At 47.5% G+C, this 12,692-nt stretch carries 12 protein-coding genes; 10 read left to right on the forward strand and 2 right to left on the reverse strand.

The window, feature by feature from the left end; genetic code table 11:
* Positions 1–167: 167 nt before the first annotated feature.
* Positions 168–983, forward strand: a complete 816-nt coding sequence (locus tag VF724_RS03700; RefSeq protein ID WP_371752873.1) for a G1 family glutamic endopeptidase — start codon at positions 168–170, stop codon at positions 981–983.
* Positions 984–1,133: 150 nt separating this feature from the next.
* Positions 1,134–1,202: a hypothetical protein gene (locus tag VF724_RS03705; RefSeq protein ID WP_371753049.1), complete on the forward strand. Its 69-nt coding sequence runs from the start codon at positions 1,134–1,136 to the stop codon at positions 1,200–1,202.
* Here VF724_RS03705 and VF724_RS03710 read toward each other — a convergent pair.
* Both VF724_RS03710 and VF724_RS03715 read right to left on the reverse strand, forming a co-directional pair.
* Positions 1,190–2,146, reverse strand: coding sequence for a helix-turn-helix transcriptional regulator (locus VF724_RS03710; protein WP_371752874.1), 957 nt, complete (start codon positions 2,144–2,146; stop codon positions 1,190–1,192). The genes VF724_RS03705 and VF724_RS03710 overlap by 13 nt on opposite strands.
* A 345-nt stretch (positions 2,147–2,491) precedes the next feature.
* Positions 2,492–4,372, reverse strand: coding sequence for a PQQ-like beta-propeller repeat protein (locus tag VF724_RS03715; protein ID WP_371752875.1), 1,881 nt, complete (start codon positions 4,370–4,372; stop codon positions 2,492–2,494).
* A 369-nt stretch (positions 4,373–4,741) separates the two neighbouring features.
* Here VF724_RS03715 and VF724_RS03720 point away from each other — a divergent pair, with 369 nt between their 5' ends.
* The 8 genes from VF724_RS03720 to VF724_RS03755 all read left to right on the forward strand — a co-directional run bounded on the left by VF724_RS03720 (position 4,742) and on the right by VF724_RS03755 (position 12,689).
* On the forward strand, positions 4,742–5,461 hold the full coding sequence (locus VF724_RS03720) for a YveK family protein (protein ID WP_371752876.1): 720 nt from the start codon (positions 4,742–4,744) through the stop codon (positions 5,459–5,461).
* Positions 5,442–6,119 carry a CpsD/CapB family tyrosine-protein kinase gene (locus VF724_RS03725; protein WP_371752877.1) on the forward strand — a complete coding sequence of 226 codons (678 nt, stop codon included), beginning with the start codon at positions 5,442–5,444 and terminating at the stop codon, positions 6,117–6,119. The genes VF724_RS03720 and VF724_RS03725 overlap by 20 nt, the downstream gene beginning before the upstream one ends.
* A 22-nt stretch (positions 6,120–6,141) precedes the next feature.
* A complete protein-coding gene (locus VF724_RS03730) occupies positions 6,142–7,302 on the forward strand; it encodes an efflux RND transporter periplasmic adaptor subunit (RefSeq protein WP_371752878.1) in 1,161 nt (386 codons plus the stop codon).
* 12 nt (positions 7,303–7,314) lie between these two features.
* The gene (locus VF724_RS03735) at positions 7,315–9,015 is read left to right on the forward strand and encodes a hypothetical protein (RefSeq protein WP_371752879.1); all 1,701 of its coding nucleotides are present in this window, start codon (positions 7,315–7,317) and stop codon (positions 9,013–9,015) included.
* Between the two features lie 211 nt (positions 9,016–9,226).
* A complete protein-coding gene (locus VF724_RS03740; protein ID WP_371752880.1) occupies positions 9,227–11,176 on the forward strand; it encodes an asparagine synthase-related protein in 1,950 nt (649 codons plus the stop codon).
* Between the two features lie 17 nt (positions 11,177–11,193).
* Complete coding sequence (locus VF724_RS03745; protein ID WP_371752881.1) at positions 11,194–11,346, forward strand: paeninodin family lasso peptide; 153 nt, start codon at positions 11,194–11,196, stop codon at positions 11,344–11,346.
* A 112-nt stretch (positions 11,347–11,458) separates the two neighbouring features.
* On the forward strand, positions 11,459–12,391 hold the full coding sequence (locus VF724_RS03750; RefSeq protein WP_371752882.1) for an HPr kinase/phosphorylase: 933 nt from the start codon (positions 11,459–11,461) through the stop codon (positions 12,389–12,391).
* Complete coding sequence (locus VF724_RS03755; RefSeq protein WP_371752883.1) at positions 12,384–12,689, forward strand: lasso peptide biosynthesis PqqD family chaperone; 306 nt, start codon at positions 12,384–12,386, stop codon at positions 12,687–12,689. The genes VF724_RS03750 and VF724_RS03755 overlap by 8 nt, the downstream gene beginning before the upstream one ends.
* Positions 12,690–12,692 lie beyond the last annotated feature (3 nt).

Raw genomic sequence — 12,692 nt, forward strand, 5'->3', positions numbered from 1 at the left:
CTCTTCGTCAAATATTATCCTCAAGCGCTTCGTGCGTCAAAGATGAAAACATGCGTAAAAGCGAGAAAAACGAAGAAAACATTAATTTATTGAGGGAGGAGGGATTTGGAATTGATATATTCAGTTTCCATATTTCTTCAAACCAACACAAAGGTAGGTAACGACAAATGCAACTATGGAGATACAAAACGAAAAAAGGCCGGGGACACAGGGTCCGAATCCCGCATGAAGTTCAGCAAGCCGAATTCATCGGCGCCTCACAGTTTGGCTGGTCTTCGACTAACTGGTCCGGTTACGCTGTCAGCAGCTCAGACAAAGGAGCGTATTCCAGCGTGTCCGGCAGTTGGACCGTGCCTGCCGTAAAAGCTCCGCCAATCCAGCCCGTTACACCGTGGCAGAAGGTTTTGCAGTTTATCCTTTCCTTGCTAGGAATTTCAACGGGTAAAGACGTGTACTCTGCATCATGGATCGGCATTGACGGATTCAACAACAGTAATCTGATCCAAACGGGAACGGCGCAAAACTATGTGAACGGAAAAACTCAATACTACGCATGGTGGGAAATTTTGCCCAATCCGGAAACCGTCATTGACCCATCGAAGTATCCCGTTAACGCAGGTGACAAGATGCAGGCGAACATCTCCAAACAGTCCGATGGAACATGGACAATCCAACTGATTGACTGGACACAAGGATGGACATTTGCAAAGAAAGGTGTCAATTACACCGGTCCACAGACGTCGGCCGAGTGGATTGAAGAGGCGCCAGAGGTGAATTTGGGTATTGCTGCTTTGGCTGATTATGGTGAAACGGCTTTTCAGTCTTGCATGGTCAACGGTGGGAATCCCCAACTGACAGCGGGCGACGGCGGGGTTATGTACCAAAATAATCAAGTGGTGTCGATTCCATCGCTGCCCGGTCCCCAACAGAATGATTTCAATATCGCGTATGGATCCCAAATGCCAAAGCCCCCGTCATCATGACGGTTTTTTTGGTCCTTTTGCACGGGTTTAGTGTATTATAAGGGGGAATTATGAAGTGAAGCTTGTATCGGATGGAGGAGGAAAAGTGAGGGCAGCACTGAACCCGATCTTCGGAATCGAACGGGTGGGAGTTTTGACATTGATGATCTCATATTAAACACTTTCGGAGCGATGATCGGATATTTCATATATAAAGCTGCGGCAAATTATGAGTGGTGAAACGCCTCGGAGGTTTCCGATGCGCCGCTGTGGCCCTGTGTGTCGGATAAAAGTCGATGCTTGCGAGCCCATTCGACCATTTCTTCGCGGTTATGCACCTCCGCTTTACGCATAATACTAGCCGCGTGCGCTCGAACAGTTCCTTCACTGACCTGTAGCTGCTGAGCAATTTGCCGGTACGACTTTTTTTCAGAAGCCAGGCCAAGCACTTCCAATTCACGCGGTGTTAAAAGATTCGCCGCGGTCTGCTTAACCGCGATGACCTGCGCCAACCGTTGGCCAATCTCTCGGCCTTTTGAGCGATTTGCCGCTTGGCAGATCTCTTCAAGCATTTGACTGATATCTTCCTGTTTTAATACCCTGTCACTAAGACCGTTAGGGGACAGAGTGTTTGTGAGCATTTCGGTAAGGGTTTCTTTCAGCTGCTCACGCTGACGCCTGATCTTGTTTTGTAATTCTTCCAACCGTGTGATTTCGAGACCTAACAGTCCCATGATCACACTGGCAACACAAATCCCGATGGACCAAGCCGGATGCAATAGACGGTGATGATGGTACCCGATCCACGCCATTCGCGTAAAGATAAGTACAATCTCAAGGATGACAGCGCGATAAAAAACGCGAAAGCCGAAGAGGACGAATAGTTCTGTAAGTACTGAAGGGACCAGAACCAAAGCGGGGACTTGGGGACTCAGTATAAAAGCGATATAGAATACCAAGGCGTAGGCTGCATCACGCATCACTGCAAATCGATAGTCCCATAAACTCGGTTGCCATACAAGCTGTGCGATAAATCCTCCCAGCACGTCCAGAGCATTGACAAGGAAGAGACCAAGAAGAAACAGACGGGAACCTGAATTGGACAATAGAACCATTAGGCAAATCAATGGAATGGTAGCGCGAATTAAGAAGAGGCGAGGCAGCGCTTCAAGTGTGACGACCATTTTTATCCCCCCATACGTCCTCGATCATCTGCTTCATCCCCTTTCCTACTGAATATTCAGCTTATTATCAAATCAGGTATATTATAAACTTTTCTTTGGATGTCGTCCAACGAATCATATCCAAATTATAGACAGGTTAGAGAGGTATCGATGCCTGGAACTGTCACATTCTTTAATATTCAAACTTCGTTTTTTCTATGCTTATGGAACTGGTATACAAACACAAGAACAACTCAATTTCAGGACAAGAATAAACAAATTTTCGGAGAAACCAAGCAGAACAGAACGGCTTTCCCACCGGAGAGCCGTTCTGTTCTGTCCTATATCGCTTGCCGGCGGGATGTTCTACTTAAGGCCCGGATAAATCTTGTTTAACGGAATCGCGTGAACCCAGTCGTAAGAGTTATCCAGATACATTGTTTTCCCTACAATTACCGGGTTTACAATACCAAAGCGGCCTCCGGGATTGTATGAGCCCAACTTCTCGCCCGTCGCCGGATTCAGTGCGTACACGGTCGGACCCGCCGCTACCCAGACAACGTCGTATGCGTAAACGGCGCTGCCACGTCCGGCTCCTGCGGGACCGGTATTCTCGAAGTGGTAGGTCCAGAGAAGTTGGCCGGTCTCTTCATTCAAGGCATACAGGCTCGAAGTAGTTGGGCTCCCTACATACACTACCCCATTGTGCACCATGACGATCCCCGCTTTGTAAGCTGGCGGAGTGCTCCCGCGTCCAAGCTTCCGATACCATTTTACAGTACCGGTTTGCGCATCCATGGCATACACCGCCAAATCAACCGTATTGGTCTTTGGATCGTGATCCACAACTGAATCCTGGAATACCAATCCCTTATTTTGGTCTACTGCCGGCGTATTGTCCCCCATGCCGGTATTAAAAATATCCAAGCTCGTCGACTGCTTCCATAAGATTTTCCCTGTTGAAGCATCCACCGCGACCACGTTATTCGCGTCGGATACGCCGACAATAATTTCGGTCTGCCCTGTTTGGGGATTTCTCCAAAAGTTTGCAGACGACATACTGTCAAATCCGCCGAGATCGGTTTTCCACAACATCTTTCCCGTTCTGGATTCAAAGGCATAGAGGTGTCCATCTCCAGTCGCCTCATAAACCGTGTTGTCTACGATCGCAGGACTCGGCATGGCATTTCCTTGGAAATCCTGGCGCCAGACGAGACGACCCGTATTCTGGTCATATGCATAAATCGCCGAATACAAAAGACCCCGTGTCAACTCCGTTTTTCCTTGCGAATTGAGATACTTCATGACTTGGGAAAAGGAAAATCCAGTGTCGCCGGCAGTGACGTAGACCAATCCGTTGCCGACGATAGGGTTGCCCATAAGGCAATTCACCGCGGGTCCCGCCTGCCACAACTGCTTACCTGTTTTGGCATTCAGTGCATATAGATGAGCGTCATCCGACTCGGCATAAATGATGCCGTTCACAGCGGTAACCCCTACCGCGTTACCTAGACTCTGAGTCATTTTCACGGGAGCGTTCCGCATTCCTAATTCATTTAAATCAGGGAATTCCAGCCCGAAAGGTATCGCCGCTTTCTCGGCAAAATTCCATGAAACCCCCTGTTTTTCCAAATTGGGTGCCGAGTCGGAAACAGGAAAGACCGGGTTGTGTTCCTGATTCCCGGCATAGGTGACCCAACTGGCGGGAAATCCTTTGACATCTTGCCCGCTTGGCAGCGATGGAGCCACAATGTCTGCGACCTTCTTCAACAGCCCGACTTCATTCTCAGCGCTGACCTTCTCCACCGGGTAGCCCATCGACTTGATTTTCTGCAGCAATGACGGGCTAAAGGCGGAAGCGTTGCCAACGAGGTACAGCTTGGGCTTGCCGGGCTGAGGCTGATAAGGCTGCACGTCATTATCCGGATTCACATCCGGAACAGCCAGCAGGGACAATGCGTGGATTGTCTGTCTTCCTAAATCACTTGAACTTTGTGTCAGCAATAGCGGCGCTGCAAGGTAAGAGGCCAAGGCCTGGCCGGCTGCAACGTCCCCGGCCCTTTTCGGATCGCCGGAACACAAGACGACATCCGGGGAACCGCTGGGAAAAGTGCGAACCGCCATTTGCGCCGCCATAGACACGGCAGGATTTTCAGATGAAGCTTCGCTGGTATACAGCATGGGACCGTACGCGAACAGCAGCAAAACGACCGCCATCGCCAAAGATAGTTTGGGACCAGCTTTCATGGTTTTACCCCCTTAATCCAAATTATTGATCGATCTCGGGCTAAACCTACCATGATTGCATTCTGAATTGCTATTGGCCATCCCTCTTATTTTTTCTAAGAAGCGTGTTAGAGCGCGAATTTATGGATTTAGGGTGTTCGGAATAAATAAGGGCTGGGGAATCTATTGGAAATAACCATATAAAATAAATATTAGGCATTTGCATTGTGAGTTTAATAGATTGATAAAGATGAGATTGACATGATACGAAAAGTATCATAAATTAATTAATATATTAAAAAGTTACAATTAGTATCATGAGCGTGTCTAATCATTGTGTCTAATCTTGCAAATGTTTAGCGAGCATTGGATTTACTTAGGAGGGCGACAATGGAAATCGATCTCAGAAAATACTACAAAATGCTAAGAAAACGCGTATGGATTATCGTTGTATGCGCGTTGGTATTCACAATCCCCGCCGCAGTTTTTACCTCTGACAAGTATAACCCGATCTATCAGGCTTCATCCGAATTTATGATCAATAACGACGGGTCGCAAAAACAAATCGATTATGGGGCAATCAGCGTCATCATCGGAACCCCGGTCATCATGGATAAAGTCGTGCAGTGGTTTCCGGATTTGAATTTAACGGCAGATCAGTTGAACTCATCCGTGGATGTGTCGACTGTCAACGATTCGAAAATTATCAGAATCACGGCGCAGGATAGCTCCTATGAACGGGCAGTGAAAATTGCGAATGACGTCACCCAAGTGATCAAATCGGAAATCCCCAAAATTATGAAAGTCTCAGGGGTGACCGTACTGAACGCCGCACAGATGAAAGACAATTCCCAGCCGATCAATCAAAATTCACATAAATACATAAAAACGGTCCTGCTAAGCTTTGTAGTTTCCATAGTGGTCGCCGTCGGGATTATTCTCCTGCTCGATTCCTTAGATGATACATTAAGATCCGAAGTGAGCATTCGTTCCATATTTGATAAACCGACATTGGCCGTGGTGCCAAAAATCAAAGAAAAAGAGACCGGGTCACCGGCCAGGCGCAATCTAAAAGTTAGGGAGGCGTCTCATGCGTCAAGCAGCAGCTAAAAATACTTTTCCCAAAATGATCATGCAGATACATGCGAACTCGGAAATCGCGGAAATCTACCGGTCGCTCCGCTTCAATCTGGAATGTTCGGCCTTTGATCAGAACATCCGAATGATTACGATTACTTCAAGCAACCGTGGGGAAGGGAAAACCACTACAGCTGTGAATTTGGCGGCAGCCGTTGCGCAATCCGGAAAAAAAACGGTGCTGATCGATGCCAATCTTCGCAGCCCCGCGGTTCATCTTGCTTTCGGTATGGACAATGCCGGGGGATTGTCCGAATATCTGGAAAGCCGTCTGGCCATAAACGACATCATCAAAGACCCGTTTGTCATAAACCTCTCGCTGATTACATCTGGAACGGTGCCCGCCACTCCGTCGGAACTGCTCTTATCAGATCGTTTGCATTCTTTATTTGCCCAATTAAAGCAAAACTATGACGTCATATTGATCGATACGCCGCCAATTTTAAATTTGACCGATGCGAAACTGATTGCCGCTGCAAGCGAAGGCGTGCTGCTGGTCGTCGAGCACGGCAAATTGAGACAGGCCGCAGCGAATAAGATTAAGGAAGATTTTGCACTGATGAAGGCCAATTTGCTGGGAATTGTGGTAAACAAAATAAACCGCAGAGATGTGCGGGAATATCTCCCGTGATGAAAGAGAGGGTTTATGGCTTATGAAAAAACTCTTCATCCTTATCGTACTTGGCATTGCTGTTCTTAACGGCTGCTCGGCCGGGGGACAACCTGAATCGAACCAGGCAACGACTTCCGATCAGCAATCGAAAAAAGTGGAGGTCATGAAAGTAACGAAGCACAAAATCGCAGATATTCCCGAAGTTTCGGCAGATATCGTACCTTCGGTTTCCTTGGATGTCATCTCCAAAACGGGAGGGGATATTGTGCAAATTTTAAAAAAGCGCGGTGATTTTGTTAAAGAGGGGGAAGTCTTCATCAACTTGCATTCCACCGAGGCCGAATTCCAAAGAGAAAGAACGTTTTTGGACCTGAAAGCTGCACAGAACGCCTTGGCGCAATCGACAATGAGATTGAACCGGGATTTAAAAAGCATGACGGAAAATTACAATCGAATCAAAAATGATTATAACGACGGTTTGGCTACGAAAGATCAGCTGGATCAAGCCGTAGCGCAGCTTGAGGAAAAGCAAACGGCTGCTGCAGAGCAGTATAGACAAAAGAACCCCGAGGTGCAAAGTTTGCAAATTGCGCTGCAGCAGGCTGATCAAGCATTGGCGGCGCTCAAGATAAAAGCGCCCATCAGCGGGGTATTGACCGATGTGCCGGTTGGGGAAGGAATGATGTTGCAGGGGGGCACCAAAGTCGGTGTTATTCAAAAGCTGGATCCCATCAAAATCGTTACGCAGCTAACCCCGGAAGAATTGGCATTTATACAAGGAAAGACAGAGCTGTCCTACTCTGTGCAGGGAACTGAAATCAAAGGCAAAGGGAAAATCGTTTATATTTCCAATATTGCCGATGAGCGGACGAACAAATATGAGCTCAATCTTGAACTGGCAAACAAAGAGATGAATTTAAAACCGGGAATGAAGGCGCAGGTTCTCCTGGGCGATGAGCAGGATCTGATGGCCATAACTGTTCCAAGCTACTGTATTGTAAAAGATGGGGAAGATGCCTACGTTTTTGTACTGAATCATGATACGGTTGAAAAACGGAAGGTACGGCTGGGCCGTCTGAATGAGCCGAATCAGGAAATCGTCTCCGGCGTCAAAGAAGGGGAAATGGTTGTGATCTCCGGTCAAAATCAATTGAAAGACAAAGACAAGCTTCAGTTGGTTAATGTACAAATTCAAAAATAATTGGAGTGAGCGATGGTGAAAAAATCGCGGGCAAAATCTATTTTTTCGAGCATTATGATTGCAACCATGCTGATCGTATCCGTGCCGTTCAACGCAAAGGCAGAGCAAGCAGCGGCTGTTCTCGAACCGGTCAATTACCGGCTGACGGATACGTTGACGGTGCAGGTCAAATCGATTCTTAATGAAGCGGGCTACAACGGCACGCGGATTGGCGCGGTGGTCGAGCTGTATAATAACGGAACGCGCTCGATCAGGACCCCGGATTATGCTTTGGAAATGAGGACAGCGAGCGGCGCTGAATACGTTTTGCAGCCCAGCTCCGCAAATGCGGGCTTCATCCAGCCGAAGGAACAGGTGGAATTGAGTTACATGCTGACTGTCAAGCGCAAGGATGACATTTCACTCTCGACGCTCTCCTGGGTGAAGTTCAATAAATCCGTGTATCCGAAACAAGCCATACCGGTACTCACCTTACCTATTGCTTCCCTGCAAAGTCCGAAAGTGACCAAGATGTGGGGAGAGCCTTTTACGATTCCGGTTTTATCCAGCGCATTGGAATTTACACCTGCCTACTTATTTGTGCAGAATACCTCTGAGGGGCCTGCCACCATGGTCGTTCTCCAGGTTCAAAACAAAAGCTCGAAGAAACAGTGGCTTCCCGATTTCACGATTGACGGCAAATCGAATCAGACGACCTACAAGGGGCAGCGGACAGAGCAGGGTCCGATAATGCTTGAACCCGGAGAAAAGAAATATATACACTACGCGATACGCACAGACGACGCTGTCACATTGTGGAGTTTAAGCGTCCGCACTCCCGAAAGCTTTGCAGCGGATAGCCAGACGAGCATCAATTATACGGTCGCCCGTATCAACATCCAAATTCCGGTCGACCCGCGTATCTTGGATATAACCAATCGGCCAATCCCATACGGCTGGAACAAACCGATCAGATTCAATGCGTTGAATAGACTCGTTCCGTCCATGGTCAACGTTTCTCTGGAGGGGCTTAATCTTTATCAGGGCGATGGGTTTAAAGTGGTTGTGGCGAGCTTTAAGCTTCAGAATCAGAGCGGCCAACCCGTAGCGGTTCCCGATTTCCAAGCGGAGCTGAAGAGCGGACATGACGATAGCAGCTATATCGGCATTCGGCAAAGCTTCGAGGAAAAAATTTTAATTCCGCATATTAACTATGCGGTCGAATATTATTTTATCGTACCCGATCAGGAGACGGGGGACGAACTGACGATGAAGCTTTTGGACGGCAAGACCGCTTCGCCTTTCTATATTCCGATCGCGGCGTTTCAAACACAGGTGGGTGATCAAACAGATGACGGAAGTCTTTCTTTCTACCCGTTTAATGTAAATATAAACAGCGGGGGGATTCTAACTTATTACAATTCTTCACAGGGCCCCGATCAAATGCCATGGATCAATAAATTAATTCTTAATCTGGATATCCGGCATCGGGACGTGGTTGTTCCAAATCAAGGCTTGTCCAAAATGGAAGTGGAATTAACCGATAAAACGGGGGGCATTATCGGCTCTCAAAGCTTTTCGTTTACCGGAACGGACCGCTTGTCCAGCGGCAGCAGAACGATCATCATGAAGTCCGATGCATCCCCGGCTTCTTCGTTTGTCGTTCATATCTATGAAACGATCGACACGATGTTCGGGGAGGCCAAACGGCTTGTCAAGACAATGCAATATTAAGGACAAATCGTGCGGGGAGTTATTGACATCAATGAAGCAAGATGATATCCTAATATTGTTCTTTATATAGAACAAACAGATGAGTGGGTGGTACTTTTAAGCTGTGATTTCCGTTATAGAAAGTGTTAATTTGCATATTAGTGTTCTTCAAAAAGAACAATTGACGAGCTTTCAGACGCCTAATGGGCTTATTGCAGGGCAGGAGGAAACAATGAGCGCTATTGCAGGAATCTATCAATTTAATGAGGGGGCTTGGAACCCTGAGATTGTCGAACACAGCGGAAGGCTGATGGATGCCCTGCGGAAATTTCCTGCCGACGATGTTCGAACATGGCACAGCGGACCGATCTTTCTCGGCTGCCATGCGCAGTGGATTACACCCGAATCGGTTGAGGAGCAGCTCCCGTATTTTGACTCGGAAAGAAAATTGGCGATTACAGCGGATGCGATCATTGATAATCGTCAGGAGCTGTTTGATCTGCTACAGATAGAGCGCGGACGGAGAGAACAAATGACGGACAGCGAGTTGATCCTGCTGGCTTATCGAAGTTGGGAAGAAGATGCGCCCAAATATTTGATTGGCGATTTTGCCTTTATGATTTGGGACGAAAGAAAGCGCAAGCTGTTCGGAGCAAGGGACTTCTCCGGAGGACGGACACTCTACTATTATCGGGATGCGAAACGCTTTGCGTTTTGCACGATCATTCAACCGTTATTTTCCCTTCCTTATATTGGAAGTCGCTTGAATGAAGAATGGCTGGCCGAGTTCTTGGCGATCTCTGGAATGAATGATGCGGTTGACGCTTCGATTACCAGTTATCAAAATATCGAACAAATCCCTCCTTCCCATAGTATCTCGATTGAAAACGGTCATTTAACGCTTGCAAGATATTGCACATTAGCTTCAGGAAAAGTGCTGAAACTCAGAACCAATGAAGATTACGTAGAAGCTTTTCGGGAGGTTTTTCAAGAGGCGGTCACCTCCCGTTTGCGCACGCATCGGCCGGTCGGGGCCCAGTTGAGCGGAGGGCTGGATTCGGGGGCCGTGGTAAGCTTCGCTGCCAAAGCCCTGCGTGCGGGAAACCGGCAGATGCACACATTCAGCTATATCCCTCCAAGTGACTTTAAGGATTTTACATCCAGACACATGATGGCTGACGAGCGACCGTATATTAAGTCAACCGTGCAATATGTCGGCGGAATCATCGACCATTATTTGGATTTTGCGGGAAGAGATCCTTATACGGAAGTTGATGATTTTCTTGAATTGATGGAAATGCCGTACAAGTTCTTCGAGAATTCTTTTTGGCTCAAGGGAATGTTTGAGAAAGCCCATGAGCAAGGGATAGGGGTTCTGCTGAACGGTGGCCGGGGCAATTTGTCCATATCATGGGGTTCTGCCATCGATTATTACGCGATTCTGTTAAAAAGGCTGAAATGGCTCCGTCTTTACCATGAATTGGATCAATACAGCAGGAATAGGGGAGGCAACAGACTGCGAAGGCTTCCGGTCATTGCCAAAGTTGCATTTCCGCTTCTGGCCCGAATGTTTCCGTCAGGCACATCCTATCAAATGCCAATGCTTATCAATAAAGCTTTTGCACGCAGGACCAACGTATTTGAAAAATTGCAGGATTACGGGATCGGCCACACGGGCTGGTTTTCGGAATCGAATATTTACAAACAAAGACAGAGACATTTTGAGGACGTGTTTCATTGGAACGCAAGCAATACATTGGCGGCAAAGCTTTCATTGCCTTATTCCGTCTGGAAACGCGATCCGACCAACGATGTTAGGGTCATCCGCTTCTGCTTATCGCTGCCGGAGGAACAATATGTTCAAAACGGATTGGATCGGGCTCTGATCCGGAGATCGACCGAACAGCTTTTGCCTGATCAAGTCAGGTTGAATCAACGGGTCCGCGGTGTGCAAGGCGTGGATTGGGTTCATCGAATGATTCCGCATTGGAAAACATTTATTGAGGAAATCAAGCAGTTAAGCTCCGACAAGAGGATGCTGGAATATGTCGATGGCGAGGCGGTCAAGGCGGCCTTGGCAAAGGTTCGGGATGGAGTCCGTCCGGAATATGCATCCGATCCCGGTTCCAAGCTTCTTATGCGCAGTTTGATTGTTTATCGATTTCTCAAAAAATACATTTGAAAGGAGGTGAGTTAAGCATGAAAAAAGCATGGCAAAAACCTGAGTTGGAAGTGCTGCACGTGAATATGACGATGGCTTCGACGGTGACCGGACCGTATACGGACGAAGCATATATTCCGGGCCATACTGTTGATGATTCGGCTCCGGCATACTATCGCTTTACCAGCTAAAGCAAGAACCGAATGAGGCGGAATTTATTTGTTAAGAGCCCCTGTCAATTCCATTAAAGAAGGTATGGGGGCTTTTAACAATACGACCGGAAAAATTTGGAGTGAAAAAAGAATGCTGCAACCCCCCAAAAAACTGATGTATGAAGCCTTCGGCTTTCGGATATCCAGTGATATTCCTTTGCCGGAGTTGTCACCTTCGGTTAACCAAGAAGATAATCCGGTTGATATTGAGGTCGTCATCGATAATACTCCCAAGCCGTTCGATCAACCGCCCTATGAGTTTGTCGTGGAAAAGGATGTTATCATGGTGGAAATGCCCGACACAGCGATCTTTTCGATACTTGAGGGCAAACGGATTGTTTGCACACCAAGAAGCGGCGCCGATGAAGCGCTCATTCGCCTTTATATATTGGGCACATGCATGGGTTCATTGCTTCTGCAGAGAAGAATACTCCCGCTGCATGGAAGCGCGGTGGCTATCGGCGGAAAAGCGTACGCATTCATTGGTGATTCAGGGGCCGGGAAATCGACGTTGGCTTCGGCCTTTATGAGCCGCGGATATCAGCTGTTGAGCGATGACGTGATTGCCGTTTCCTTTTCAGGGGGAGTTCCGCTGGTTATCCCGTCTTATCCGCAGCAGAAGCTTTGGCAGGATAGTCTGAACAGCTTTGGAATGGAAATAAGTCAATACCTATCGATCTTCGGGCGGGAAACAAAATACAGCGTTCCCGTATCAGCCAAGTTCCATTCCAGTCCGCTGCCGCTTGCGGGAGTTTTCGAGCTGGTCAAAGGTGACGGCGAACAGATCGGAATCGAACCGGTACATAAGCTGGAACGTTTGCAAATGCTTTTTGTTCATACGTACCGCAGCTTTCTCATTCCGCGTATGGAGTTGATGGAATGGCACTTTAATACCTCCGCGAGCCTTGCAAATCGGATCGAACTGTTTCGATTGCGGCGTAATATGGACGGGTTTTCGGCTCCCCAATTAGCGTCCATCATTCTGGATGCGATAAACAGTGATGGAGGGATCAATTATGATTAAGGACATTGATATTTTACCGGATGAATTCATTATACAAAGTAAAGGTAACATCATTAGCGATATGGACGGAGAGAAAGTCATGCTCAATGTCCAAAAGGGAAAATACTACAATTTGGGCGAAATCGGAGGGGTCATTTGGGATCTTCTCGAACAGCCGGTTTCAGCCAATCAAGTGATTGCCGAATTAATGGCCCAATATGAAGTCGAGCAGTCGGAATGCGAAGAACAGGTATTAGCTTTTTTAAAGCTTTTATTCGATGAGGGTTTAATTGAAATTGGAGAAAAAGTTGGGGAATAAACG

This window comes from Ferviditalea candida, assembly GCF_035282765.1.
Lineage (GTDB): Bacteria > Bacillota > Bacilli > Paenibacillales > KCTC-25726 > Ferviditalea > Ferviditalea candida.

Coding starts and splice junctions, on each gene's coding strand:
- VF724_RS03740 (WP_371752880.1), top strand. CDS start 9,227: ATGAGCGCTATTGCAGGAATCTATCAATTTAATGAGGGGGCTTGGAAC.
- VF724_RS03725 (WP_371752877.1), top strand. CDS start 5,442: ATGCGTCAAGCAGCAGCTAAAAATACTTTTCCCAAAATGATCATGCAG.
- VF724_RS03745 (WP_371752881.1), top strand. CDS start 11,194: ATGAAAAAAGCATGGCAAAAACCTGAGTTGGAAGTGCTGCACGTGAAT.
- VF724_RS03720 (WP_371752876.1), top strand. CDS start 4,742: ATGGAAATCGATCTCAGAAAATACTACAAAATGCTAAGAAAACGCGTA.
- VF724_RS03750 (WP_371752882.1), top strand. CDS start 11,459: ATGCTGCAACCCCCCAAAAAACTGATGTATGAAGCCTTCGGCTTTCGG.
- VF724_RS03735 (WP_371752879.1), top strand. CDS start 7,315: ATGGTGAAAAAATCGCGGGCAAAATCTATTTTTTCGAGCATTATGATT.
- VF724_RS03710 (WP_371752874.1), bottom strand. CDS start 2,146: ATGGTCGTCACACTTGAAGCGCTGCCTCGCCTCTTCTTAATTCGCGCT.
- VF724_RS03715 (WP_371752875.1), bottom strand. CDS start 4,372: ATGAAAGCTGGTCCCAAACTATCTTTGGCGATGGCGGTCGTTTTGCTG.
- VF724_RS03730 (WP_371752878.1), top strand. CDS start 6,142: ATGAAAAAACTCTTCATCCTTATCGTACTTGGCATTGCTGTTCTTAAC.
- VF724_RS03700 (WP_371752873.1), top strand. CDS start 168: ATGCAACTATGGAGATACAAAACGAAAAAAGGCCGGGGACACAGGGTC.
- VF724_RS03755 (WP_371752883.1), top strand. CDS start 12,384: ATGATTAAGGACATTGATATTTTACCGGATGAATTCATTATACAAAGT.